This is a genomic window from Bradyrhizobium sp. DOA1, assembly GCF_001593325.1.
Lineage (GTDB): Bacteria > Pseudomonadota > Alphaproteobacteria > Rhizobiales > Xanthobacteraceae > Bradyrhizobium.
The window spans coordinates 4,550,796-4,575,157 of the sequence record NZ_JXJM01000001.1; the positions used below are offsets into that span (position 1 = coordinate 4,550,796).

Here is a 24,362-nt window from a genome sequence, read left to right on the forward strand (position 1 = left end):
TCCGTCAGGCGCCAAACCTTCGCTCCAGGAGCTTCCGGGCCGGTGGCAAGGCTCCCTTCTCGTTGGTTCCATGGCCATCGAGCCATTGCTCCGATGGGGCAAGGAGCGCGCGATAGATCTCGCCGCAGAGGTCGCGGGCGGCCCGGCCCGGCCAATCCGCCGGCAGCAGGCTCTCGGGCAGCAGTGGATCGCGCAGCACGACCCGGCGGTAATGGTGGATCAGGAGGATGCGCGCGGTGAAGGCATCGGCTTCCGACAAATCGGTGCCGCGCGCGAGTGCGGCCTGAAGTGGCTCGAAGGTCTTCATGAATTTCAGATAGGCATCCGCGGTGCGCTGCAGCGGCCAGCTCGCGCTGAGCAAACGGCGGCCGCTGTCATCCTCCGCCGAGACTTCGAGACGGATCGCGCCTGCGGCTTCGTCCGGCACCGGCACGCCCGACGGCGCGACCCAGACGCCCGGCAACGGACTGCCGAAGCCGGCATTGCGGAGCGCTTCGCGCGAGGCGTCGCGGTCTTCCCCATTGCCGATCAGGAGCAACTCGAAGCGGCCCGTCCAGTCGGACGGCGGCGGATCGTAGATGTGACGCGTGGCGGCCTCGAAGGTCTGGCGGCCCTTGTCGGCGAGCCGGTAAAAACTGTTGCGACCGACTTTTTCGCGCGTCAGCCAGCCGTCCGCCGCAAGGCGCGACATCGCGGTCCGCACGACGCCGCTGTCGATGTCGAGGCTTTCGAAGAATTGCAGCAGCGTGCCGAGCCACACCACACCGCCACGCGGCACGATGGCGTCGCCAAACACGGTGATGACGATGGAGCCGGTGCGCGACGGCTCGCGCTTGAGCTGGTCGATGATGCGGGACAACGGATGCGCCATGCGCGAGGCATAGCGCGTTTGGTGCGGGCGCGACAATGGACGCGAGCGACGCCTTGTCTCCTCCCCGCTGACAGCGAGGTGAAGAAGTGCACTACCGATACGGGTCGGGATACACCATGCTGCGCCAGCCGCTGCGATCGAACGGGCGCCACTGGCCGTCCTTCTGCGCGAGACGGTCGGCGACCGCATAGACCGCCGCGGGATGATGGCCCATGCCGCAATGGCTGCTTTCGACCTCGATGCTCTCGGTCTGTGCGCCCGACTTCTCCATGCAGCCTTGCCAGGCGCAAACGCCGTCGGTCCGGCTGAAGATAGCGGTGGTCGGCACCGGCGGCGGCGCGGCGAGCTCACCGCCAAAACGCGGATCGACCTCGTCGGCCTTGCGCCCGCTCGCCCATTCATAGACGCGCCATGCGTTGGTCGAGCGCGGATCGCCGGCGAAGGGGCTGCCGAGCGTGATCACCTGGCGCACGCTGTCCGGCACCATCTTGGCAAGCTGGCGCGCATAGATGCCACCAAGGCTCCAACCGACCAGGCTGATCTTGCGGCCGTGGGTGTCGTTGAGCTCCCGGATCTGATCGAGCATCGCGTCCTGAACGCCGGGCCGCAGGCCGTAGTTACGGCCTTGGCGCCAACCAGCCACCGCATAACCCTTGCTGCTCAGAAATGTGCGCAGTGCGCCCGTGGACGTGTCAGAGGCCACGAGGCCCGGCAGCACCAGCACCGGATGCCCATCGCCGCGCGGCGCGAGGCTCAGCAGCGGCAGCGCGCCGAGGAATGCGCCGAACTCGTGGATCGCGCGCCCCTCCAGAAACATCAAGGTGCGGGACGGCGGGCGCAGCGTCTGGGCAGTTGCAGTCATCAAATTTCCCCTGGGAAGAATTCCTGGAAAGGCCGCCGGCTACGAGGCCGACAAATGGTCACGAATTCCAACACCCCGGCTTCTTGATCGTTCCGCAGCGCAACATGAATCAGCTAGGCGGCCGGTTCCCGATATACAAGCGGGAGAGAGGCGAGGCGACAATAGGCCCGCGCGTTAATGCCAACGGCCGTGACGCAAAAGTCACAACCATCGGAGCAGGAATTCTACGGAGTAGAGCGCAAGTCCGGCCAGCCCGCCGATCAGCGAACCGTTGAAGCGGATGTATTGCAGGTCGCGTCCGATGTTGATTTCGATCAGCGAAATCAACTGCGACATATTCCACGCCTTCACCTGGTCCGAGATGAAAGTCGACACGCCGCCTTTCTGATCGGCGACGAAGCTGCGCAGCACGGTCACCAGGCCCTTGTTGATCTCTCCGCGCAGTTCGGCATCGCCCGCGAGCGCCTCACCTGCGGCGACGAACATGCCGGCGAGATGATGCTGAAGCACCTGCGTCTCGCCGCTCGCGCTGCGCTCGATGAAGGAGCGCGTGTTGGCCCAAACGGTGCGAGCAAGGGCCGCAAGCTCGGGCCGCGCGAGGAGATCGCGCTTCAATCCGTCGATGCGGTCGATATAGGCTTGGTCGGTGCCGAGCCGATCGACGAAGGTCAGCACCATGCGGTCGAACTCGCCGCGAAACGGATGCTTGGGATCGCTGCGGACCTCATTGAAGAACGCGGTCGCGGACGCCACGATCTTGTTCACCAGGAATTTGTCGGCGCGATAGAGCCTGAGCAGCGTCGGTAATTCCGCGCGCACCTTGTCGCGGATCATCGCCATCGTTTCCTGCTGGTTCAGCGTCTCGTGCATCACGCGCAGGAGATCGTCGAACAGGATCTGGTGCCGCCCTTCCGCCACGAAGCCACGCAGCGTGCCGGCGGCAAGTGGCGCGAGATCGATCGCCTGCAACTGCGACGACATGCGGCGGATGATGAAGGTCATCAGGCCGGAGCTCTCGGTCGCGGAGACGGCTTCCGGCAACAGGCGCAGCGCGAAACGGGCCAGATCGTCACTGCGCTTGCGGTCGCGCAGCCAGTCGGCGACGAAGGAGCCGAAATCGATTTCCTTCAGCTTGGCCTCGACCGGGCCGGCTTCGAGGAAATGCACCTGGATGAATTCGCCGAGCTTGTCGGCAATGCGGGCCTGATTGCTCTGGATGATCGCGGTATGCGGGATCGGCAGGCCGAGCGGCCGCTTGAACAGCGCGACGACCGCGTACCAGTCGGCGAGCCCGCCGATGGTCGCGGCCTCCGCGAAGGCGGCAATGAAGCCGAAGACGGGATGCACGGGCAACAACCACTTTGCGACCACGAACAGCGCCAACGTCGCGGCCAGTACCAGCGTCGCCAATGTTTTCACACGGCGAAGCTCGGCCGCGCGTTCGGCGTCACCGGGAGTGTCGAAGGAATAGGTGGCGAGTGGGATCATGACTGCATCACCCTACTCGTCATTGCGAGTGAAGCGAAGCAATCCAGATTCTTTCCGCGGAGACATTCTGGATTGCTCGGTCGCAAGGGCTCCTCGCAATGACGGCGGCAACACAAAAACAAAGGCCCGCCGAAGCGGGCCCCAAATTCAGTTTGCCGTCAGGCGCAGGATCAGGCGGTCTTGGTGTAGACCTTGGCGAAATTGTCCTGAGCGGACTTCGCACCGTTGGCGGCGAGCTTGCCGAAATAGTCGGCGGTCGCCTTGGCGCGCGAGACGAACACTTCACCGCGTGCGCGGAGCAGGCTCGACTGGATCTCGACGGCCTCGCTGACCGACTTGGCGGACGCGAGCTTGTCGATGCCCGAGAAGAACGCCTCGGCGTCTTCGTAGATCGCCTGCTGGATGTTGCGGCTGATCTTGCCGGCCTCGGCGACGGATTCGGTCACCGCGTTCTCGACGGCGGCGGTCACCCGCTCGGAGCCGGCGAAAGCTTCGGCGGCGCGGTCCTTGGCGGTGTTGGCGGTCTTCTTGACGAACTCGCGGGCAGCCTCAGGAACTTCCAAATTCTGGATGTTCTTGAAAGCGTCCTTGAAGCCCTCGAAGGCGGTGTTGGTTTCGGTCGTCATGGGGTTCTCTCCATCCTCATTGGTCTGAGCTATGGGCTCACCCCGTCCGCGTTGGCCCGGGGCACGGCTTATATGACACGGTTAATTGTGCGTCGCAATATTCATATTGCACCGCGATATCACGAAATCGTGAACAGCCTTAACAAGAGGCACTATGCTGCCTCGCCGGCCAGAAGGTTCCCGGCTGCTGGTTCCTAATGCTGGACGGCCCCCGGCAGCCCATAAGCCTCCATCTGGGCCTGGACCTGCGCGATGTTGTGCCCGAGCACGACGATGTCGTGGGTTTTGCCATCGACGTCCCGGACATGATTGCGCAGCAGCGCCTCGGCCTTGAAGCCGAGGCTCTCGAACAGGGCAATCGCGGCCTGCTGGTCGACCGTCATCTGCACCGACAGCTTTTCCAGGCCGGCACCGAGCGCAAGCGCAAAGGTCTCCTGCGACAACGCCTTGCCCACTCCCTTCCCGCGCACATCGGACGAGACCACCATGCGGATCTCGCCGACATGGGGCGACCAGGAATGCGGATCGCGCACCAGCGTGCCGCAACCGACGACCCGACCGTCCGTCACCGCCAACAGGCTCGTGATGGCTCCGCGCTCGATCTCCTTGACCCAGGCCGAGAGCACCTTCGGCTGGCTGATATTGCGCGGCAGGAACAACAGATCATGGGTCGGAAGAGCTTGGCCGAAGGCGAGCACCGCGGCTTCGTCGCCGGGTGACATCAGGCGAACCTCGATATCGCCGGCATCGGTCTTGACCTGACGCGGATAGGAACGGTGCTCACTCATGTCGATCTCTTTCCCAGCCAGGAGTCCAGTTTCGGCCACAGCCGCTTCACCGCGTTGGCACCGGCGACCAGCGAGACGTGACCGCCTTTCAGCATCACCTCTTCCTTGTCCTCCGAACCGATTTTCGCGATCAGGTGCTTTGCCGCATCATAAGGCACGATGTGATCGTGCTCGGCCACCGCATGCAGGATCGGCACCTTGATGTTCTCGAGCTTCGCCGCGCGGCCGCCGACCGACATGGTGTCGTTGAACAGCTTGTTGTCCCACATCAGGTCCTTGGTGATCGTGCGGAAATATTCGCCGGCCAGCGGCAGCGTGTCGGTCGCCCAGCGATCGAACATCCGGTAGGACTTGACGAACTCGTCGTTCCAAATGTTCTCCCAGAGCTGGATCTGGCTTACCGTGCGCGAGGCCGGGCGCAGCATCTCGAACGAGGACAGGATCATCTCCGGCGGCACGTTGCCGACGCTGTCGACGAGACGGTCGACGTCGAAATAGCGGCGATCGGAGAAATTGGAGAACAGCTTCATCTCGCGGAAGTCGATCGGCGTGGTGAAGCAGATCAGATTCTTCATCGGCCCGTCCTTGTGGATCGAGCCGTACAGCAGCGACAGCACACCGCCGAAGCAATAGCCGATGACGGACACGTCCTGCTCGCCGGAATCGGACTGCACGCGGCGGACGCAATCCGGGATGAAGTCGAGGACGTAGTCCTCCATGCGCAGGCTCTTCTCCTCCGGCCGCGGCGCGCTCCAGTCCAGCATGTAGACGTCGTAGCCGCGTCTGAGCAGGAACTCGATGAAGCTCTGGCCGGGCACGAGATCGAGGATGTAGCCGCGATTGGTGGTCGCCATCACGATCAGCACCGGCACCCGGTAGATCTCATCCGACATCGGCCGGTAATGATAAAGGCTCATCGTGCCGCGCGAATGCAGCACGTCCTTGGGCGTCGAGCCGAGCGTGGGGCCGGAGGTCGAGAAATATTCGACGCCCTTGATGCTGCGCTGGATCGCACGCTGCACCTCGGACTGGATGCGCTCCGGGATAGATGCGAAATCAAGTCCCGTTTGCGCGTTCATGTCTGCGCTCCGCCTTCGGAGGGCGGGCGCTTCGTCCGCGGCGGCCGCGGCGCGCTGTCCAGGCCGGTCGACATTCCGGAACTTGCCGCCATCTGACTCAGCATCGACTTGATCTCGCCGATCTGGGCTTCGACGGATTGGAGCCGCTCGGCCAGTCCCGTGACCTGCTCCCGGCTCGGCAGGTTCATCGTGACGAGATATTTCTCCATGAGCTCACCGAGCTGCTTCTGAGCACCTGCAGCAACTCCGCCCGCACGGTTCATCGCCTGGGAAAACTCGGGTCGAGACATGGCCTGGTTGGCGAAGGAGTTGAACCCCTTCTCCATCTCGCCCATCATCTTCTGCCACATGGCGACGGGGTCATTGGTCTTGTCGGTCATCGGCGTCCTCCTGAAATCGAGAGCTTCGATGCCCTTCTTTTTCGGCCATACCACACCGTTGCGAGGGGCCGGTCAACCGGCAAGCAGCCCGGTGCCGCACTCACGGCTTCTTTGCCGCGCCAAAGCGTGCAATACAGCATTGATCAGCAGCGAGGGATCGCGACCGTGACCGTCCAGACCATCCGCGCCAATGGCATCGACATCTGCTACGAGATCTTCGGCAACGACAATGCCGAACCGCTGCTGCTGATCATGGGGCTCGGCGCGCAGATGATCCATTGGGACGATGCGTTCTGCGAGCAGCTCGCCGCGCGCGGCTTTCGCGTGATCCGTTTCGACAATCGCGACATCGGCAAGTCGAGCCATCTCACGGGAGGCAAACGGCTGACGCCGTTCGAGCTGTTGAAGCTGCGCTTGTTCCGGATTCCCGTGGCGGCGACCTACAAGCTGATCGATATGGCCAAGGACACGGTCGGGCTGATGGACGCGCTCGGCATCAACTCGGCGCATCTGGTCGGGGCGTCCATGGGCGGCATGATCGCGCAGGAGGTGACGCTGTCGTTTCCGCAGCGCGTACGGTCGCTAACGTCGATCATGTCGACCACGGGCAATCCGCGCGTGCCGGGACCGACACGCGAGGCGGCCGCCATGCTGATGGCGCCGCCGCCGCGCAGCAAGGAGGAATTCATGGTTCGCTTCGGGCAGACCTGGAAGGTGTTGCGCGCCGGGCATTTTCCCGAGGAGGAAGCGCTGGACGTCGGGCGGGCCGAGCGGGTGTTCGCGCGCGGGCTCAACCCGGCCGGCGTCGGCCGGCAGCTCCGCGCCGTGCTTGCCTCCGGCAGCCGCAAGGAACGGCTCCGCGGCGTGAAGATTCCGACGCTGGTCATTCACGGCACCGTCGACCCCCTGGTCCGTCCCGAGGGCGGCAGGGACACGGCTGAGTCGATCCCGGGCGCCAAGCTCCTGATGATCGAGGGGATGGGCCACGCGCTGCCGATGCGGTTCTGGCCGGAGATCATCGGCGCGATCGACAAACATGCACATGGCGCGGCGGCCCAGGCAGCTTAGCTCTTCTTCGCGATCCAGATCACATGTCGGGCGCCGCCGCCTCTTCCGGTGGCGCGAACGTTCACTTCGTTGACGTCGAAGCCGGCGCTGCGCAGACGCCTGGTGAACGCCGGATTGGGTCCGGACGACCAGACGGCGAGCACGCCGCCCGGCCGCAGCGCCGTCTTCGCCGAGGAGAGCCCGCTCGCGCTATAGAGCGCATCATTGCCCTTCCGGGTCAGCCCTTCCGGTCCGTTGTCGACGTCGAGCAGGATGGCATCGAAGGCCGATCGTCTTGCCCGGATGATCTCGCCGACGTCGGTTTCCTGGATGCTCACCCTGGCATCATCGAGGCTGTCGCCGAAGACCTCAGCCATCGGACCCCGTGCCCATGCGACGACCGACGGGACCAGCTCGGAGACTACGATCTTCGCCTTGCTTCCGAGCACGGCGAGCGCCGCGCGCAGCGTAAAGCCCATGCCGAGGCCACCGATGAGAACGATGGGCTTTGCGCCCGTCTCGATCTGCTTGGCCGCCAGCGTCGCGAGCGCCGCTTCAGAGCCCGACAGGCGGCTGTTCATCAGCTCGTTGGCGCCGAGCTTGATGGAGAACTCCTTGCCGCGCCGCATCAGGCGGAGCTCTTCGTCGGAGCCGGGGATTTTGGCGGTGTCGAGCTTTTCCCAGGGAATCATGCCAGAGCTTTAGCACGATTAATCCGTAGCCCGGATGGAGCGAAGCGTAATCCGGGAAACACTCTCGTGAGGAAAAGACCGCCCCGGATTGCGCTACGTTCCATCCGGGCTACGGCGGCGAGGGCTTGGCCTATCCTCCCGCCCAGACGTCGAGCACATAGCGGTTCCTCGCGCCCATCTCGTCGATCCAGCGTGCGCTGGCAGCGGCATCGCTGCCGCTCTTCTCGCCGTGGATCGCGACGAGGGCCGCCTTCACGTCGGGCTCCATCTTGCTGCCGTCACCGCAGACATAGATGATCGCGCCCTGCTCGATCAGCGGCCAGACCTTGTCCTTCTGTGCGGCGAGGACGTGCTGCACATAGGTCTTCGGCCCGTCCGCGCGCGAGAACGCCGTGAACAGCTCGGTGATGCCGCCCGCCGCGAGCGACTTGAGCTCATCGGCATAGAGAAAATCCTGGTCGGGATGACGGCAGCCGAAGAACAGCATGGCCGGCCCGAGCGTGGCTCCCTTGGCCTCGCGCGCCGCGCGCTCCTGGAGGAACCCTCGGAACGGAGCAAGTCCCGTGCCCGGGCCGATCATGATAATGGGCACGGATGGATCATCGGGAAGCCGGAAGCCGGCCTTGGTCTCGCGCACCGTCGCATAGATCGCATCGCCAGCGCGCCGATTGGCGAGATAATTCGAGCAGATGCCCTTGTAGACACCGCGGCCGGAAGCGGCGGGACCTTCGACCACGCCGACCGTGACGCTGCAACGCGCCGGATCGACCGACGGCGAGGACGAGATCGAGTAATAGCGCGGTGCCAACAGCGAGAGCATTTCCAGATAGACGTGGAACGGAAGCTCGCAAGCGGGGTATTCGAGCAGCAGGTCGAATACCGATTTGCGTTTGGCCAGAATCTCGCTTCGATAACGCTCGAGCGGCTCATCCTCCTCGCCGACGAAGGCCAGCAATTTCGGCTTGGTGACCGGGCACCGGGTATGCTCGGCCATCGTCTGGATCTGCTTGCGCGTCGCGACCTGCTGCAGCTCGACGAATTCGCTGAGCAGGCGGCCGACCGACACGGCCGCGCCGACCGGCAATTGTGCGCGGCGACCTTCGGCAACCTGAAGCCTGATCTGGTCGGCGGGCAGGAAGCCGAAGCGGCGGGCGACGGAATCCACCAAAGTCGGATCGTTGCGCGGAACAACGCTCAAATGGTCGCCGACGCGATACGTCAGGTTGGACGGCAGCTGCACCTCGATGTGGCGCGTCGAGCGCTCCGACGGATTGGCCCCGCTCTTGTTCTGAAGCTCGTCGTTGACCAGCACTTTCATCGCGACCGCGCCGCCCTGGGCCACGATGGTGTTGACGGCGGTCACCGCCACCGGCTCGATCGCATAGAGCGGATCGTCCTCCGCGGTCCGGGTGAAATTCCAGTCGATGCCGAATTCCTTGGTGGCGACCTGGGCCGCCGCCGGGAACCATTTCTGAAACTGGCCGTCGAGATCGCTGCGTGCATCGCCTTCGCCGCGCGGATAGACCGCGCGCGCACCGCGCTTCGCCAATTGCTCGTCGATGAAGCGCGGCACCGATTGATAGGTCGCCGCCCAGTCGCTGTTGCCGCAGCCGAACACGGCGTAACGCACGTTGGCAAAGGCATCGTTCGGCAAGTCGCTGCCGAGCCATTTGACGAACTGCGTGGCATTGTCGGGCGGCGCGCCGTTGTAGGAGGCGCAGATGATCAGCACGCCGCCCTCCTGCGGCAGCTTGCCGACGTAATCGTCGAGCGGTCCGAGATGCACGGCAAAGCCGTTGATCTCGGCGAGATCGGCCATGCGCGTTGCGAGCTCCTCAGCGGTGCCGAGATTGGAGCCGTACAGCACCAGCATCGGCGTGTTGTGGCCGGGCCGCGTGGTGGGCTGGCGCTGCGCCTTCGGCGCGGAAGCCACGGCCGCGACCGGCCCGCCATAAGCACCGCGCTCGCGGTCGGCACGTGGGCGCACCTTGATCTTGAAGCCTTCCGGCTTCATCGTCAGCGTTTCCTTCAGATGCATCTGGTAGCGCTGGTGGTCGATCAGCTTGAAGCGCTGGAGGATCATGCCTAGCGCGAGCGCAGCCTCATGCATGGCAAAGCCCCGGCCGATACAGGCACGCTGGCCATTGCCGAACGGCTTCCAGGCATTGATCGGCCGCTTGGCTTCCGCCTCCTTGCTGAAATTCTCGGGATCGAAGGCATCCGGGTTCGGCCCCCAGACCGATGGATCGCGATGCAGCGCCGTCACAAGGATGGTGGTGAACGTGCCCTTCCTAAGCCTGTACTTGCCGCCGCCGATGGTCTCGTCATTGAGCGGCGAGATGCCGTAGGCGGGCGCCGGCGGCCACAGCCGCAGCGCCTCCTTGAGGATCTGCGTGATGTAAGCGAGCTGCGTCACCTGCTGATAGGTCGGCTTCGCATTGACATCGGGCCCGAAGACGCGGTCGACCTCGTCATAGGCCTTCTTGAGAATGTCCGGATGCTTGAGCAAGGCGTAGAGCGTGTAGGACAACAGGCCGCTGGTGGTCTCATGGCCCGCGATCAGGAAGGTGTTGATCTGGTAGCGGATGTTGATGTCGTCGAGCTGCTCGCCGGTCGCACGGTCGACGCCGGTCATCATCGCGGCCAGCATGTCCTTCTTGTCGTCGATCCCTTCCGAGCTCTTGCGGCGCTCGGCGATGATCTCGTCGACCATCCTGTTCATGAAGGCGACGTCTTCGGCGAGCGTCTTGCGCCGCTTCTGCATCCAGATCTGCTCGAACGGCAGGCCGCGCGTCATCATGATGGTTTCGAGCGAGCGCACGAGCGACTCGACGAAGGGATGGTAGTCCCGCCGGTAGAACGAATTGAAGCGGTACTCGAAGCCGCACAGGCCGATCGTGTCCAGCGTCAGCGCCGTCATATCATGGACGACGTCGATCTCGTCATCGGCGTTGAGCCGCTCCCATTTTTGGACCAGCTGCTCGGCGATATCGACCATGCTCGGATGGTAGGACTGCATGGCGCGGTTCCCGAACGGCTGGAGCAGGATGTTGTGCGCCTTGCTCCAGTTCGGCTCCCTGGTATCGGCCGTGAACAGGCCGTCGCCGCCGACCGCACGTACGCGGCGCAGCGCGCCGCGTACCGTCTTGTCGAAGCGCTTCTCGTCGGAGAGTTCGTCGACGAGATCATGGCCGGAGACGACGACGATCGGCGAGCGCATCATGTCGAGCCAGAAGATCGGACCGAGCTCCTTGGCAAGCCGCGTCAGATGCTGCACGGGGGCGGCTGCATCGAGCGACAACATGTTGCCGACCACCGGCTTGGTCGGCGGATGCGGGATCGGATCCAGACGGTTCTTCGATGACATTAAAAGTGCTTCCCCCTACCTCAATATTCACCGCCGTCATTGCGAGCGAAGCGAAGCAATCCAGAGATGTTTCCGCTGTGGCAGGTCTGGATTGCTTCGTCACTTCGCTCCTTGCAATGACGAGCTTGCAATGACGGATTAGCCAAACCGCCTTCTACGCCATTCGATCAGCTTGGCGCTGACCTCTTCCGGCTTCTCCTGCTGCGTCCAATGGCCGCTGTCCTTCACCAGATACTTCTCGAGATCGCCGATCAGCTTTTCCATGCCGTCGGCCGCCGATGGCGGCAGCACGGCATCGTTCTCGGCCATGATCATCAATGATGGCAAGTGGACGTGATGGTCCAATTCCTTCGACCGCTCCCAATTGCGGGTGAAGTTGCGATACCAGTTGATGCCGCCGGTGAAGCCGGTTTTCGTGAATGTATCGACGAACACCTTCTTCTCATCGGCCGACAGGATCGGCGTCCGCGGATCATGCTTGGCGTCGTAATTCGCGATCATCTGCGGAAAGGCCAGGTTGATCCGGGGCGAAGCACCGACGCCGGCAATCGGTTCTTCGGCCGGCGTACCGGCCGGCCGCGCGACCGGCTTGCGCATGAAGGCATCAAAGGTTTCTTCGACGTGGCTGCTGAAGATCCTGTCCGGCTCGCGGGCGGGATCTTGGAACTGGACGATGTACATCTGGTCGCCGAAGCGCTGGCGGAACAGCGCGATCGGGTCCGCCGGCGCACGGTCCCAATGCGGCGTGTTCACGCCGACCACCCCCGCGACGCGCGCGGGATGCCGCAACGGCATCTGCCAGACGACGAAGCCGCCCCAGTCGTGGCCGACGAAGATCGCCTTATCGATCCCGAGATGATCGAGCAGACCGACGAGATCGCCGGTCAAATGCTCCATGTCGTAGTCCTCGACCGGCTCGGGCCGATCGGACGCGCCATAGCCGCGCTGGTCGGGCGCGATCACGCGGATGCCGGCTTCGCTCAGCGCCTTGATCTGGTGGCGCCAGGAGAAGGCGAGTTCGGGCCAGCCGTGGCACAGCACGACCGGCGGCTTGTCGTTGGCCGGGCCCGCTTCGTAATAGCCCATGCGAATTCCATTCGTCGTCGCGAACTTGAGCGGCGGCATTTCAATCATCACGAACTCCTACTCGGCAGCGCCCTTGATGTCCGCGGCCGGCGGCGCGTAGGCCGCCTCCAGCGCGGCGAACTCTTCCGGCAGCATGTCGCACATCACCTGCACATGCGGAATGATGTTGGCGCCGACGATGAAGCCGAAGTCGAGTTGGTCGCGATAGCTCTGCACGGTGATGTTGAGCGCCTGCCCGTGGGTCGAGATCGACACCGGGAAGATGTGCAAGAGCTCTGCGCCCGCCGCGTAGAGCGTCTGCCGCGGTCCCGGCACGTTGGACACCGTGATGTTGGCGGCCGGCGGCAGCACGTCGGACAGGTTCGAGCGGCTGTAGAGCAGCGCCAGGATCTGCACCATGATCGGCGCACCCAGCATCGAGATGTTGGAGACCTGCGGCATCAGCGCCCGCAGCGGGTGCGACATCTCCTTGGATTTGGTGGATTGCGCGATGATGGCCTCGAGCCGCGCCTTGGGATCGTCGATATTGGTCGCGATCGAACAGATCATGCCGAAAACCTGGTTGTTGGCCTCGGTGTTGCCCTCCTCGCGCAGCGAGATCGGCACGGCGGCGGTCAGGGATTTCGCCGGCAGGGTGCCGTATTGCCGGAGATAGCGACGGACCACGCCGGAGGCGAGCGCCAGCACGACGTCGTTCAGCTTGCCGCCGGCCTGCTTGGCCAGCGCCTTGGATCGCGACAGCGAGATCGACACGCCGGCGAAGCTGCGCTCCGAGGAGATGGTCTTGTTGAGCATGGTCGGCGGCGACACCATGCTGGCGAGGCTCTCGCGCGACTTGGGATCGGCGACCTTGCCGAGCACGTCGGACACGCTTTTGAGCACGGTCGGAATGTTGCCTGCAAAGCGCACAGCGCTCTCGATCTGGTACATTGCATTGTCGAACAGGATCGAGCCGATGTCGCTCTTGCCAGTGCGGGGCAGTTGCAGGTTCTTCGCCGCCTGCGAAGCGTCCAGCGGCTGGCTGAACAGCTGCTGATAGGAATCGAGTAGGTTCGCAGCGATGTCGCGCGGCTCCTGCCCCGGCTTCGCTCCCGCCATCGGCGGATCAACCTGCCGCGGGATCGGCGAGATGTCGTAGATCATGTTGGTCAGCGCCGCACCGGCGCCGCCGTCAATGGCGGCATGGTGCATCTTGGAATAGAGCCCGACCTCGTTGTCCTTCATGCCCTCGAACACGTAGAACTCCCAGAGCGGACGGGCCCGGTTCAGGAGCTTGGCGTGCATCCAGCCGACGATGCGCTCGAGCGTCGCGCGGTCGCGCGGCTGCGGCAGGCTGGCGCGGAAGATGTGGCGGTCAATGTCGAACTGGTCGTCCTCGACCCAGGAGGGATGATCGATGTCGAGCGGCGCCTTCTCCAGCCGCGCCTTGAGGATCGGCGCAATGTGCAGGCGCGAGACGATCATTGCCTTGAAGTCTTCGAAGAAGTCGCCCTTGTAATCGTCGGGCAGGCGAAAGATCGCCATGCTTCCGACATGCATCGGCATTTCCGGCGTTTCCAGATAGAGAAACGACGCGTCCAGTGACGACAGCTTCTTACCGTCAGCCATAGTTCCCTCCCGCAAGATTTCGACGGGCGCCTTGGCGGCGCTTCTCGTCAGGCCGATACTGCCTGTTCCGCCGGGGCATATGCAATGGCAAACGGCCCGGACCGGTCAAATGGCGCGAATTCCCCCTCCGGCTGCGCCAGGCGGTCCGCCACGGCCCACAGCGCTGCGGGGTTCACGCCGAGCCCGATATGGCTCGCCAGGTGCACCTCGATGTTCTCGGCGCGGTCGGACGGGCGCAGCAGGCAGGTCCGCCAGTTGACGACACCGTCGGCGCGCGAATAGATCGACGTCGTCGGCACCGGCAGGTCCCCGGCGATCGCCTCGCGCAACGCGGCCAAATCTTCAACCCGCTCGCCGGACATCGCCTCGTAGAGCCGCGTAGCGTGGGTCGCCCGCACGTCGTTGGCGAAGGGGCTACCGAGCGTCACGACATAACGCACCATGTCGGGCGCCCAAAGCGCGAGATCGCGCGCGTAGACGCCGCCGAGGCTCCATCCGACCAGGCTCACTTTGTGTCCCGTGGCGGTGTGGATCTCGGCCAGGCGCGACCGCAGAGAATCCCGCATCCGTGCCACCCCGCCGAGATTGCGGCCCATCCGCCAGGCATGTGCCTCATAACCGAGCTCGCTGAGATAGCGCCGCATCGGCGCCATCGACAGGTCGCTGGCGAGGAACCCCGGCAATGCCAGCACCGGATGGCCGTCGCCCCTCGGCGCCCGCATCAGGAGCGGCGAGAGCAGCAGGCTCGCGTTGAGCTCGAACAAGCCGCGCGCCTCGGCCAACAGCAGGCCGAGAGGTGGCGGACGAAGCCGGCCCTCTTCCCGCATCCCGTCCCGTCCCGGCGACACTATTTCTTCTTGTCGCTGCTGCGCGTGCCACCGAGGCCCGCCATCGTGACGAACATGTCCTGAAACCGCTCGGCAATCTTCGGATCGAAGGTGAACCAGCTCTGGATCAGCGATTCCGGCGAGACCTTCTCGATGTTGCTCAGCACCTGCTGCTGCAGCTTCTCCATCACCGCCGTCTGCATCGGTGCCACATCGGGCAAACCGAAGAATTGGCGGGCCTCCAGAGGGGTGCAGTCGATTTCAATGTTAACTTTCATATCCCCTCCGGATGAGATTCGAGCGGCCTGTCGCAGTATCGCCGCGACTTGTGGTACGACGCAAGCGACCTGATCCCGGCCCGACATGTCCCGCCCGCAATCGGCCAAGTATGGTCAACCAAAGTCGAAAGCCGCAAGTCCTCTATGCCCGGCGGCATGACCAGCATTGCTGCACAGCGGCGCAACTTTGGCGCGTTCCTTGCTGGATGGCGCTTGCACGGGTCGAGAACTCTGGGCAACATGGATTCATCGGCCGGCCGAACAAATCAAAAATCATCGGCACGGCAGTGTGGAGAGGGTCAAGAATGTCAGTAGGTCGAAGTCTGTTTGCGGCGACGCTCGCCGGTGCGCTTGCGTTGTCGGTCTCGCCGGCGTTGAGCCAGACGCTGCGCTATGCCAACCAGGGTGACCTGAAGTCGCTCGATCCTTATACCCTTAACGAAAGCACCACCCACGCCCACCTCGGCCACGTCTATCAAGGCCTGACCGCGCGCGACAAGGATCTCAAGATCATTCCGGCGCTGGCGGAAAGCTGGGAAACTCCGGAGCCGACCCGCTGGCGCTTCCATTTGCGCAAGGGCGTGAAATTCCACAACGGCGATCCCTTCACCGCCGACGATGTGCTGTTTTCCGCGGATCGCGTTCGCAAGAAGGGGTCCAATATGCAGACCCGCCTTGCAGCCGACGTCAAGGTCGTCAAGGTCGACGATTACACCGTCGACTTCATCCTGCCCTCGCCCAACCCCATCCTGCATAACTCGTGGGATGTTTGGTACATCATGGACAAGAAATGGGCGGAGGCGAACAACGTCGTCGATCCGACTCCGGTCGCGGCGACCACGCCGAGCTACGCCTCGCTCAATGAAAATGGCACCGGCCCCTTCATGATCGAAAGCCATCAGCCCGGCGTGAAGACCGTATTCAAGGCCAACCCCAACTATTGGGGCAAGGTGGAAGGTAATTTGAAGGAGATCATCTTCACCCCGATCTCTTCCGACGCGACCCGCGTCGCCGCGCTGCTGTCGGGCGAAGTCGACGTCATCGAGCCGGTGCCGATCCAGGACATCTCCCGCGTCGATTCCAGCCCGAACGCGCAGGTCCTGAAAGGGCCGGAGCTACGCACCATCTTCCTCGGCTTCGACCAGACCCGCGACGAATTGCTCTACTCCAACGTCAAGGGAAAGAATCCGTTCAAGGACGTCCGCGTCCGCGAGGCCTTCTACAAGGCGATCGACATCGAGCTGATCAAGACGCGCGTGATGCGCGGATTGTCGACACCGTCGGCGCTGATGATCGCCCCGGAATTGTTCGTGCTCTCCAAGGACTTCACGCGGCCGAAATTCGACCCTGACGGCGCCAAGAAGCTCCTGACGGGGGCCGGCTATCCCGACGGCTTCGAGGTCACCATGGATTGTCCGAACGATCGCTACGTCAACGACGCCGCGATCTGCCAGGCCGTGGTTGGCATGCTTGCCCGCATCGGCGTCAAGATCAATCTGCTGGCGCAGCCGAAGGCTCAATATTTCGCCAAGGTCTTGAAGCAGGGCAACTACCAGACCTCGTTCTACCTCTTGGGCTGGACGCCGAGCACGATGGATTCCCACAACGTGCTCTATGACATCATGGGCTGCCGCGACGATGCGAAATCTTCGCGTGGCGAGGCCAATCTCGGCGGCTATTGCAACAAGGAGTTCGACGCCATCACGGACAAAGTGCTGGTTGAAACCGACACCTCCAAACGCAACCAGCTGATCAAGCAGGCGTATGAAATCAGCATCAAGGATTGGGCCTACGTCCCGCTGCACCAGCAGGCTCTGGCCTGGGGCGTATCGAAGAAGGTCAACCTGCCGCAACGTGCCGACAATCTGGTCATGTTCCATTGGGCGACCAAAAAGGAATAGCGTCCGTTGAACACGAGGTTCCGGAAGCGTTAGGCGTCCGGGACCTTTCCTTTTCCGGCTGACAAGGACGTCAGCCGCACGCACACCCAAGGTCAGTGGAAGGCATGCTCGCTTTCACTCTTCGCCGCGCCATTCAGGCCATCGGCGTCATGTTCGCCGTCGGCATCATCGCGTTCTCGATGTTCCGCTTCGCCGGCGACCCCGTCAACCAGATCGTCTCGATCGACACGCCTGCGGCCGAGCGCGCAGCCGTGCGCAAGTCGCTCGGCCTCGACGATCCCGTGCCGGTCCAGTTCGTGCGCTATTTCGCCGATGCCGTTCAGTTCAAGTTCGGCGTCTCCTACCAGTTCCGCCAGCCGGTCTCGACGTTGTTGATGGAGCGGATGCCCGCGACCCTCGAACTCGCAATCTGCGCGACCGTCTTTGCGATGGTGCTCGGCATCCTGATGGGGGTCTATTCGGCGCTCAGGCGCGACACCTTGCTCGCCAAACTATTCCAGGCGGTGTCACTGATCGGCATCTCGCTGCCGACCTTCCTGATCGGCATCCTCCTGATCTATCTGTTCGCGGTGACATTGGGCTGGCTGCCCTCGTTCGGCCGCGGTGAAGTGATCAAGCTCGGCTGGTGGACGACGGGCCTGCTCACGCTGTCGGGACTGAAGGCACTGATCATGCCCTCGATCACGCTCGGCCTGTTTCAGATGACCTTGATCATGCGGCTGGTGCGCGCGGAGATGCTAGAAGTGCTGCGGACCGACTATATCCGCTTCGCTCGCGCCCGCGGGCTGACCACCCGCGCCATCCATTTCGGCCATGCGCTGAAGAACACGCTGATCCCCGTGATCACGGTGGCCGGGCTTCAGTTTGGCTCGGTTATTGCATTTTCGATCATCACGGAGACCGTGTTCCAATGGCCGGGCATGGGACTTATGTTCGTGCAGGCCGTGCAAAACGTCGATATCCCGATCATGGCCGCCTACCTGCTGATGGTTTCGCTGATCTTCGTCACCATCAATCTGGTGGTCGATATCCTCTATACCGTGGTCGATCCGCGCCTGCGCTCGACCGTCGGTCGCGCCGCATAAGGCAGCCTATGCCCGACGCAGTGGTTTCCAATTCCGGCGAGCAGAGTGCAAAGCCGCCCCGTGCCGCCCAGAGCTGGTTCAGCCGGGCGCTCGACAGCGACCTCTTCTATTCGTTCCGCCGCTCCAAGCTCACCATGGTGGCGGCGGCGATCACGCTCGTGTTCTTCCTGCTCGCGATCTTCGCCAACTGGCTTGCGGTGCAGAACCCCTTCGACCCCGCACAGTTGCAGTTGATGAATTCGCGGATCTCACCGTTGTGGACCGCGGACGGCCAGAGCCCGTTCCTGCTCGGCACCGACGAACAGGGCCGCGACGTGTTCTCCGCCATCCTTTACGGCATGCGCATCTCGCTCGCCGTCGGCGTCGCCGGGGTGATCTTCGCCGGTGCCCTCGGCATCGCGCTCGGCCTGATCGCCGGCTATTTCGGCGGCGCTGTTGACGGCGTGATCATGCGGATCGCCGACGTGCAGCTCACCTTCCCCGCCATCCTGATTGCGCTGCTGGTCAACGGCATTGCGAAATCGGTCCTCGGCAACCGCTTGGACGCCACCAGCATGCTGGTCGTGCTGGTGATCTCGATCGGCCTGAGTTTCTGGGTGGGTTATGCCCGCACGGTGCGCAGCTCAGTGATGGTCGAGAAGAACAAAGACTATGTAGCCGCCGCGCAGCTGATCGGCCTGCCCGCACCGAAGATCATGCTGCGGCACGTGCTGCCCAACACGATGGGTCCGATCCTGGTCATCGCCACGATCAACCTGGCGCTCGCCATCATCACCGAGGCGACGCTGTCCTTCCTCGGCGTTGGCCTGCCCGACACCATGCCTTCGCTCGGCACGCTGATCCGGATCGGCAACAACTATTTGTTCGCAGGCGAATGGTGGATCGTCGCCTTCCCCGGTATCGCGCTGGCGGCGCTGATCCTGTCGATCAACCTGCTCGGCGATTGGCTGCGCGACGCGCTCAACCCGAAACTCCGATGAGCGTGCGTTCCAAATGACCGAGCCCGTCCTCTCCGTGCGTGATCTTCATGTGGAGTTCGCCTCCCGCCGCGGCACGCTGCGCGCCATCGACGGCGTCTCTTTCGACATCGCCAGGGGCGAGGTGCTCGGCGTCGTCGGCGAATCCGGCGCCGGCAAGTCCGTCACCGGCCTCTCCGTGATCGGCCTGATCGATCCGCCCGGCCGCATCGCCGGCGGCGAGATCCATCTCGCAGGCCTGCGCATCGACAATTTGCGGCCCGAGGAGATGCGCCGCATCCGCGGAAAACGGATCGGCATGATCTTCCAGGATCCGCTCACCTCGCTCAATCCGCTCTACCGGGTCGGCGACCAGCTCGTGGAGACGATCCGAACTCATCTGAATCTGTCCGAAACGGCGGCCCGCCGCCGCGCCATCGACCTGCTGGCCGAGGTCGGCATCCCCGCGCCGGAAAAGCGCATCGACGGCTATCCGCACGAGTTCTCCGGCGGCATGCGCCAGCGCGTGGTGATCGCGCTGGCGATCTGCGCCGAGCCGGAACTGATCATCGCGGACGAACCGACCACCGCGCTCGACGTTTCCGTGCAGGCGCAGATCATCTCGCTGATCAAGCGGCTCGGGCGCGATCACGGCACCGCCGTGATGCTGGTGACCCACGACATGGGCGTGATCGCGGAGACGTCGGACCGCGTCGCGGTGATGTATGCCGGCCGCATTGCCGAGATCGGGCCCGTGCAGGATGTCGTGAAGAACCCGCTGCACCCTTACGCCAAGGGCCTGATGGGCGCGATCCCGACGCTGGCCGGAGACCACGACCGCCTCGTGCAGATCCCCGGCTCAATGCCGCGCCTGTCGGCAATCCCGCCCGGCTGCTCGTTTAATCCGCGCTGTGCGTTCGCCTTCGATCGCTGCCGGGTCGATCGCCCCGAACCGCTGCCGCGCGGCGCGCAATCGGTCGCTTGCCATCTCTATGACAATGTGCCGGCGGAGAGCGCAGCATGAGCGCTCCCTTCGTCCAGGCGACAGACTTGCGCCGCGTCTTCGACGTCTCGAAGCCCTGGCTCAACCGCGTGCTCGAAGGCGGGCACCTCGAATATCTCAAGGCGGTCGATCACGTCACCTTCGACATCCGGAAGGGTGAGACGTTTGCATTGGTCGGCGAATCCGGCTCCGGCAAGACCACGGTGGCACGGATGGTCGTCGGCCTGCTGCCGCCGAGCTCCGGCGACGTACGGATCGACGGTGTGTCGATGACCGATCCCCGGCAGGCGGCGGCACGGCGGAAGCTGCGCCGCCGCATCCAGATGATCTTCCAGGACCCCTATGCGAGCCTGAACCCGCGCTTCCGCGTCGATGCCATCATCTCCGAGCCGATCCGCGCCTTCGATCTGATCCAGGGTGAACGTGACATTCAGGCGCGCGTCGGCGAGCTGCTCAGCGTCGTCGGCCTGCACCCCGACGACCGTCTGAAATTTCCGCACGAATTCTCCGGCGGCCAGCGCCAGCGGATCGCGATCGCCCGGGCACTCGCATCGGACGCCGAATTCATCGTCTGCGACGAGCCGACCTCCGCGCTCGACGTCTCCGTGCAGGCGCAGATCCTGAACCTGATGCGCGACCTCCAGGACAAGTTCGGCCTGACCTACATGTTCATCAGCCACAACCTCGCCGTGGTCCGTCACATGGCGAGCCGCGTCGGCGTGATGTATCTCGGCCGCATCGTCGAGATCGCGGAGGGCCGCGAGCTGTTTGCGCGCCCGCGCATGCCCTACACCAAGATGCTGCTCGGTGCCGTACCTGATCTCGCGATGAGCGGCCGTCAGCGCATTCCGGTCAAGGGCGAGATCCCGAATCCGATCCATCCCCCCTCCGGCTGCGCCTTCAATCCGCGCTGCCCGCTGGCCTTCGATCTCTGCCGCAAGGACACGCCGGAGCTGATCGACGGCGTCGCCTGCCACGCGGTCAACACCGCGCCGGTGCCGGCGTGACGCGCGCGTGCCATGCAACCTGTGCATTTGGCGCTGGCGCGGCGCTGTGATCAATTGCGCGCGTCGCAAACGAGGTAGCCCATGGCCAGCAACGTCAATCCCGATCCGTTCACGACGAGGCCGGAGATCGAAGGCACGTTCGGGGTCGTCGCCACTACGCATTGGATCGCGACCGCCGTCGGCATGAGCGTTCTGGAAAAGGGCGGCAATTCCTTCGATGCCGGTGTCGCCACCGCCTTCACGCTTCAGGTGGTCGAGCCGCATCTTAACGGGCCCGGCGGCGACGTGCCGATCATCGTCCATGACGTCAAGCGTGGCCGCACCGAGGTGATCTGCGGCCAGGGCCCGGCCCCGGCGCGCGCCACCATCGCGCATTACAGGAGCGAAGGCCTCGACATGGTGCCCGGCACCGGTCTCCTCGCGGCCTGCGTGCCCGGCACCTTCGAATCCTGGATGATGCTGCTGCGCGACTACGGCACGATGCGCCTGCGCGACGTGCTGGAGCCCGCGATCTCCTATGCCCGCGACGGCTATCCGCTGGTCGAGCGCGCCTGCGCCACGATCCAGACCGTCGAGCAGCTATTCCGCAACCACTGGCCGACCTCGGCCGCGGTCTATTTGCCGAACGGCAAAGTGCCCAGGCCCGGCACGCTCTTCACCAACAAGACGCTGGCCGCGACCTATGCCCGCATTCTCGGCGAGGCCGAAAGCGGCGGCGGTGGCCGCGATGCCGAGATCGAGCGAGCGCGAAAGGCCTGGTCGGAGGGCTTCGTCGCGGAAGCCATCGACAAATTCTGTCGCACCCAGGAAGTGATGGACGTCAGCGGCTCGCCACATCGCGGCGTGCTCTCGGCCGACGACATGGCGCGCTGGCAGCCGACGGTCGAGGCACCGCTCACCTACGATTACGGCCGCTACACCGTCTGCAAAGCCGGCGTCTGGAGCCAGGGCCCCGTGACGCTGCAACAGCTCGCGCTGCTCAAGGGCTTTGCGCTCGACGGCCTCGACCCAACCGGTCCGGACTTCATCCATCTCCAGATCGAATGCGCCAAACTGGCCTTCGCCGACCGCGAAAAATTCTACGGCGACCCCAAGTTCACCGAGATCCCGATCGCGACCCTGCTGTCGGATGCCTACAACGACGAGCGCCGCAAGCTCGTCACCGACAAGGCCTCGCTCGACTTCGTGCCCGGCTCCGTTGAAGGCTTCGGCGGCGTGGTAAAACTGCGCCGCGCAGAAGGGCAGCGCGAGGCGGTCGGTGCGCTCGGTGCCGGCGAGCCGACGGTCGGGCGCTTCGGCGAAGTGCGCGGCGACACCGTGCATTTCGACATCATCGACAGGGACGGCAACATGGTATCCTCGACGCCGTCGGGCGGCTGGCTGCAATCCTCGCCGATCATTCCGGAGCTCGGCTTTTGCCTGGGCAGCCGCGCCCAGATGTTCTGGCTGGAGGAAGACCATCCCGCCGCGCTCGCGCCGGGCAAGCGGCCGCGCACCACGCTGTCGCCGACCATGGCATTGCGCGATGGCGAGCCGTATCTCGCCTGGGGCTCGCCCGGCGGCGATCAGCAGGACCAGTGGATCACGCAGTTCTTCCTGCGCCACGTCCATTGCAACCTCAACCTCCAGGAGGCGATCGACGCGCCGGCCTGGCACTCCGAGCATTTTCCGATCTCGTTCTGGCCGCGCACCGCGCGCCCGGGCGTGCTCGTCGTCGAGAACCGCGTGCCCAAGGCGACGATCGAGAATCTGCGCGAGCGCGGCCACATCATCGAGGTCGGCCCCGACTGGTCGGAAGGCCGCCTCACGGCGGCCTCGCGGGTCGGCCCGCGCCGGCGCGCCGCCGCCAATCCGCGCGGCATGCAAGGCTACGCGGCGGGACGCTGAGAGCAGCACATGACCTGGTCGATCATCGCGCGCGATCCTGCCACCGGCCAGTTCGGCATCGCGGTTGCGACACGCTTCTTCGCCGTCGGCGCACGGGTCCCGTACATCGCCGCCGGTCTCGGCGCCATCGCAACGCAGGCCTTCGTCAATCCCTATTACGGCATCGACGGCATCAAGCTGCTGCGTGAAGGCCTCAATGCGCATGACGTGCTGGCCACCCTCCTCGCAACCGACGACGGCCGCGAAAGCCGCCAGATCCATATCATGGATTCGAGCGGCGAGATCGCCGCGCATACCGGGCGCGATTGTGTCGATTGGTGCGGCCACATCGCAGGCAGCGGCTTCTCGATCGCCGGCAACATGCTGGCGGGTGCCGACGTGCTCGACGAGACCGCCAAGACCTACATCGCCAATGACAGCCTGCCCTTCCCGCGCCGTTTGCTCGCGGCGATGCGCGCGGGCGAAGCCGCCGGCGGCGACAAGCGCGGCAAGCAATCCGCGGCTCTGCTGATCCACGGCGAGGAGGAATGGCCGGCGCTGGACATTCGCGCCGACGACCACCCCGATCCGCTCGGTGAGCTCGACCGGCTGGAGCGGGTCAGCCACGAGCTGTGGGTGCACTTCCGCGCGTCCATGCCGACGCGGCAGAATCCGGCCGGCAATACCGATCGCAGCGTCGTCGACGCCAGCATCGCGGCAGCACACGCAAAGCGGTCTTGAAGGGATGCGTCGCCCCCGCCCCTTGGTGTAGGTGAAAATCGACCCGTCCGATCAGATCACCACCTCGCGCAGCACGCGGCGGCAATCCATCTCGTACTCGAGATCGACCACCGGCGGCCGGGCAAAATGCCACGTCAGGCCGGAGCGCAGCGCGCCGCGACGGACCAGCTCGTCGACCAGCGCATGATGGAAGTCGTGGACGGAATAGGCCTGCACGCCGGTGGTGTCCTTCCAGCCGAAGCCAAACGCCGCCATCCGGCTCTCCATCTGCGAGGTCGTCGTGAAGCGCACCTTCTCGCGCAGGCCTTCCGGACTGAGGTCGCGGTAGCGCACCGTGCGTTCGACATAGGTCCCGCTGCCCTCCCGTGCCTCGGCGCCGCCGGCGATGACGAAGCTCGGCGCGCTCGAGCGGCTCGGGCGCGTGAAGGAGAACGCATAGAACGATGGCTCCGACGGCGGATCGATCTCGGGGCAGACATTGCTGCGCGCCACCGGGTTGGTGGTGCCGTCGAAGATGCCCCATTCCGACAGCGTCTTCACATAATGCAGGTTGAAGGCCCTAAAGCCTTCCTCGCTGAAGGCTGCCGGCGAGCGCAGCTCGCAAGCACAAAACGCCGTGAGCGGACGCCCGGCCTCCTGGATGAATTTCGCCGCCAGCGCGAACCCTTCCACGAGCGGCACCAGGCGGTCGAAGCGAACGCGCTCGATCTCGTAACCGTCATCGGCGGCCGCACCTGCCGAATACTGAAACACGGACGGAATGAAACGATAATTGCCGGCAGAGAACTCACGAACCATGACAAA

At 64.4% G+C, this 24,362-nt stretch carries 22 protein-coding genes; 8 read left to right on the forward strand and 14 right to left on the reverse strand.

Features of this window, described 5'->3' with window-relative positions; all coding sequences use genetic code 11:
• Positions 1-4 precede the first annotated feature (4 nt).
• From paaX to SE91_RS21390, 7 genes are all read right to left on the reverse strand, one after another.
• The gene (paaX, locus tag SE91_RS21360) at positions 5-871 is read right to left on the reverse strand and encodes a phenylacetic acid degradation operon negative regulatory protein PaaX (RefSeq protein ID WP_061848999.1); all 867 of its coding nucleotides are present in this window, start codon (positions 869-871) and stop codon (positions 5-7) included.
• A 91-nt stretch (positions 872-962) separates the two neighbouring features.
• Complete coding sequence (locus SE91_RS21365) at positions 963-1,733, reverse strand: esterase/lipase family protein (RefSeq protein ID WP_061849000.1); 771 nt, start codon at positions 1,731-1,733, stop codon at positions 963-965.
• A 201-nt stretch (positions 1,734-1,934) separates the two neighbouring features.
• Positions 1,935-3,221 (reverse strand): DUF445 domain-containing protein, encoded by a 1,287-nt coding sequence (locus tag SE91_RS21370; RefSeq protein ID WP_061849001.1) that lies wholly within the window; start codon positions 3,219-3,221, stop codon positions 1,935-1,937.
• 170 nt (positions 3,222-3,391) lie between these two features.
• Complete coding sequence (locus SE91_RS21375; protein ID WP_060735463.1) at positions 3,392-3,847, reverse strand: phasin; 456 nt, start codon at positions 3,845-3,847, stop codon at positions 3,392-3,394.
• A gap of 194 nt (positions 3,848-4,041) precedes the next feature.
• On the reverse strand, positions 4,042-4,635 hold the full coding sequence (locus SE91_RS21380; protein ID WP_061849002.1) for a GNAT family N-acetyltransferase: 594 nt from the start codon (positions 4,633-4,635) through the stop codon (positions 4,042-4,044).
• Positions 4,632-5,714, reverse strand: a complete 1,083-nt coding sequence (locus SE91_RS21385; RefSeq protein ID WP_061849003.1) for a PHA/PHB synthase family protein — start codon at positions 5,712-5,714, stop codon at positions 4,632-4,634. Before SE91_RS21385 ends, SE91_RS21380 begins: the two co-directional genes overlap by 4 nt.
• The gene (locus tag SE91_RS21390) at positions 5,711-6,094 is read right to left on the reverse strand and encodes a hypothetical protein (protein ID WP_060735462.1); all 384 of its coding nucleotides are present in this window, start codon (positions 6,092-6,094) and stop codon (positions 5,711-5,713) included. The genes SE91_RS21385 and SE91_RS21390 overlap by 4 nt, the downstream gene beginning before the upstream one ends.
• Positions 6,095-6,250: 156 nt before the next feature.
• Here SE91_RS21390 and SE91_RS21395 point away from each other — a divergent pair, with 156 nt between their 5' ends.
• A complete protein-coding gene (locus SE91_RS21395; protein WP_061851230.1) occupies positions 6,251-7,162 on the forward strand; it encodes an alpha/beta fold hydrolase in 912 nt (303 codons plus the stop codon).
• On the opposite strand, the gene SE91_RS21400 is transcribed toward SE91_RS21395, so the two are convergent.
• From SE91_RS21400 to SE91_RS21425, 6 genes are all read right to left on the reverse strand, one after another.
• Positions 7,159-7,833, reverse strand: a complete 675-nt coding sequence (locus SE91_RS21400) for a spermine/spermidine synthase domain-containing protein (protein ID WP_061849004.1) — start codon at positions 7,831-7,833, stop codon at positions 7,159-7,161. The two genes, SE91_RS21395 and SE91_RS21400, sit on opposite strands and share 4 nt — an antisense overlap.
• A 130-nt stretch (positions 7,834-7,963) precedes the next feature.
• Positions 7,964-11,200, reverse strand: a complete 3,237-nt coding sequence (locus tag SE91_RS21405; protein WP_061849005.1) for a bifunctional cytochrome P450/NADPH--P450 reductase — start codon at positions 11,198-11,200, stop codon at positions 7,964-7,966.
• Between the two features lie 138 nt (positions 11,201-11,338).
• The gene (locus tag SE91_RS21410; RefSeq protein WP_061849006.1) at positions 11,339-12,334 is read right to left on the reverse strand and encodes an alpha/beta fold hydrolase; all 996 of its coding nucleotides are present in this window, start codon (positions 12,332-12,334) and stop codon (positions 11,339-11,341) included.
• A 9-nt stretch (positions 12,335-12,343) separates the two neighbouring features.
• Positions 12,344-13,894 (reverse strand): wax ester/triacylglycerol synthase domain-containing protein, encoded by a 1,551-nt coding sequence (locus SE91_RS21415; RefSeq protein WP_061849007.1) that lies wholly within the window; start codon positions 13,892-13,894, stop codon positions 12,344-12,346.
• A 47-nt stretch (positions 13,895-13,941) separates the two neighbouring features.
• Positions 13,942-14,742 carry an esterase/lipase family protein gene (locus SE91_RS21420; RefSeq protein ID WP_061849008.1) on the reverse strand — a complete coding sequence of 267 codons (801 nt, stop codon included), beginning with the start codon at positions 14,740-14,742 and terminating at the stop codon, positions 13,942-13,944.
• Positions 14,742-14,999, reverse strand: a complete 258-nt coding sequence (locus SE91_RS21425) for a DUF6489 family protein (protein ID WP_008550241.1) — start codon at positions 14,997-14,999, stop codon at positions 14,742-14,744. Before SE91_RS21425 ends, SE91_RS21420 begins: the two co-directional genes overlap by 1 nt.
• 305 nt (positions 15,000-15,304) lie before the next feature.
• Here SE91_RS21425 and SE91_RS21430 point away from each other — a divergent pair, with 305 nt between their 5' ends.
• The 7 genes from SE91_RS21430 to SE91_RS21460 all read left to right on the forward strand — a co-directional run bounded on the left by SE91_RS21430 (position 15,305) and on the right by SE91_RS21460 (position 23,558).
• A complete protein-coding gene (locus SE91_RS21430) occupies positions 15,305-16,900 on the forward strand; it encodes an ABC transporter substrate-binding protein (protein ID WP_061849009.1) in 1,596 nt (531 codons plus the stop codon).
• A 104-nt stretch (positions 16,901-17,004) separates the two neighbouring features.
• Positions 17,005-17,985 (forward strand): ABC transporter permease, encoded by a 981-nt coding sequence (locus SE91_RS21435; RefSeq protein WP_061849010.1) that lies wholly within the window; start codon positions 17,005-17,007, stop codon positions 17,983-17,985.
• Positions 17,986-17,993: 8 nt separating this feature from the next.
• On the forward strand, positions 17,994-18,965 hold the full coding sequence (locus SE91_RS21440; protein WP_061849011.1) for an ABC transporter permease: 972 nt from the start codon (positions 17,994-17,996) through the stop codon (positions 18,963-18,965).
• A gap of 13 nt (positions 18,966-18,978) precedes the next feature.
• Positions 18,979-19,965 (forward strand): ABC transporter ATP-binding protein, encoded by a 987-nt coding sequence (locus SE91_RS21445; RefSeq protein WP_060735457.1) that lies wholly within the window; start codon positions 18,979-18,981, stop codon positions 19,963-19,965.
• Positions 19,962-20,951, forward strand: a complete 990-nt coding sequence (locus SE91_RS21450; RefSeq protein ID WP_061849012.1) for an ABC transporter ATP-binding protein — start codon at positions 19,962-19,964, stop codon at positions 20,949-20,951. The genes SE91_RS21445 and SE91_RS21450 overlap by 4 nt, the downstream gene beginning before the upstream one ends.
• Before the next feature lie 81 nt (positions 20,952-21,032).
• Positions 21,033-22,838 (forward strand): gamma-glutamyltransferase family protein, encoded by a 1,806-nt coding sequence (locus tag SE91_RS21455; protein WP_061849013.1) that lies wholly within the window; start codon positions 21,033-21,035, stop codon positions 22,836-22,838.
• 9 nt (positions 22,839-22,847) lie between these two features.
• A complete protein-coding gene (locus SE91_RS21460) occupies positions 22,848-23,558 on the forward strand; it encodes a DUF1028 domain-containing protein (protein ID WP_061849014.1) in 711 nt (236 codons plus the stop codon).
• A gap of 51 nt (positions 23,559-23,609) precedes the next feature.
• Here SE91_RS21460 and cnbZ read toward each other — a convergent pair whose 3' ends face one another.
• On the reverse strand, positions 23,610-24,356 hold the full coding sequence (gene cnbZ / locus SE91_RS21465) for a 2-amino-5-chloromuconate deaminase CnbZ (RefSeq protein ID WP_061849015.1): 747 nt from the start codon (positions 24,354-24,356) through the stop codon (positions 23,610-23,612).
• Positions 24,357-24,362 lie beyond the last annotated feature (6 nt).

What these genes read in the sequence shown, in the direction of transcription:
- paaX (WP_061848999.1), bottom strand. Translation starts at nt 871, where the DNA reads ATGGCGCATCCGTTGTCCCGCATCATCGACCAGCTCAAGCGCGAGCCG.
- SE91_RS21365 (WP_061849000.1), bottom strand. Translation starts at nt 1,733, where the DNA reads ATGACTGCAACTGCCCAGACGCTGCGCCCGCCGTCCCGCACCTTGATG.
- SE91_RS21370 (WP_061849001.1), bottom strand. Translation starts at nt 3,221, where the DNA reads ATGATCCCACTCGCCACCTATTCCTTCGACACTCCCGGTGACGCCGAA.
- SE91_RS21375 (WP_060735463.1), bottom strand. Translation starts at nt 3,847, where the DNA reads ATGACGACCGAAACCAACACCGCCTTCGAGGGCTTCAAGGACGCTTTC.
- SE91_RS21380 (WP_061849002.1), bottom strand. Translation starts at nt 4,635, where the DNA reads ATGAGTGAGCACCGTTCCTATCCGCGTCAGGTCAAGACCGATGCCGGC.
- SE91_RS21385 (WP_061849003.1), bottom strand. Translation starts at nt 5,714, where the DNA reads ATGAACGCGCAAACGGGACTTGATTTCGCATCTATCCCGGAGCGCATC.
- SE91_RS21390 (WP_060735462.1), bottom strand. Translation starts at nt 6,094, where the DNA reads ATGACCGACAAGACCAATGACCCCGTCGCCATGTGGCAGAAGATGATG.
- SE91_RS21400 (WP_061849004.1), bottom strand. Translation starts at nt 7,833, where the DNA reads ATGATTCCCTGGGAAAAGCTCGACACCGCCAAAATCCCCGGCTCCGAC.
- SE91_RS21405 (WP_061849005.1), bottom strand. Translation starts at nt 11,200, where the DNA reads ATGTCATCGAAGAACCGTCTGGATCCGATCCCGCATCCGCCGACCAAG.
- SE91_RS21410 (WP_061849006.1), bottom strand. Translation starts at nt 12,334, where the DNA reads ATGATTGAAATGCCGCCGCTCAAGTTCGCGACGACGAATGGAATTCGC.
- SE91_RS21415 (WP_061849007.1), bottom strand. Translation starts at nt 13,894, where the DNA reads ATGGCTGACGGTAAGAAGCTGTCGTCACTGGACGCGTCGTTTCTCTAT.
- SE91_RS21425 (WP_008550241.1), bottom strand. Translation starts at nt 14,999, where the DNA reads ATGAAAGTTAACATTGAAATCGACTGCACCCCTCTGGAGGCCCGCCAA.
- SE91_RS21430 (WP_061849009.1), top strand. Translation starts at nt 15,305, where the DNA reads ATGTCAGTAGGTCGAAGTCTGTTTGCGGCGACGCTCGCCGGTGCGCTT.
- SE91_RS21435 (WP_061849010.1), top strand. Translation starts at nt 17,005, where the DNA reads ATGCTCGCTTTCACTCTTCGCCGCGCCATTCAGGCCATCGGCGTCATG.
- SE91_RS21440 (WP_061849011.1), top strand. Translation starts at nt 17,994, where the DNA reads ATGCCCGACGCAGTGGTTTCCAATTCCGGCGAGCAGAGTGCAAAGCCG.
- SE91_RS21445 (WP_060735457.1), top strand. Translation starts at nt 18,979, where the DNA reads ATGACCGAGCCCGTCCTCTCCGTGCGTGATCTTCATGTGGAGTTCGCC.
- SE91_RS21450 (WP_061849012.1), top strand. Translation starts at nt 19,962, where the DNA reads ATGAGCGCTCCCTTCGTCCAGGCGACAGACTTGCGCCGCGTCTTCGAC.
- SE91_RS21455 (WP_061849013.1), top strand. Translation starts at nt 21,033, where the DNA reads ATGGCCAGCAACGTCAATCCCGATCCGTTCACGACGAGGCCGGAGATC.
- SE91_RS21460 (WP_061849014.1), top strand. Translation starts at nt 22,848, where the DNA reads ATGACCTGGTCGATCATCGCGCGCGATCCTGCCACCGGCCAGTTCGGC.
- cnbZ (WP_061849015.1), bottom strand. Translation starts at nt 24,356, where the DNA reads ATGGTTCGTGAGTTCTCTGCCGGCAATTATCGTTTCATTCCGTCCGTG.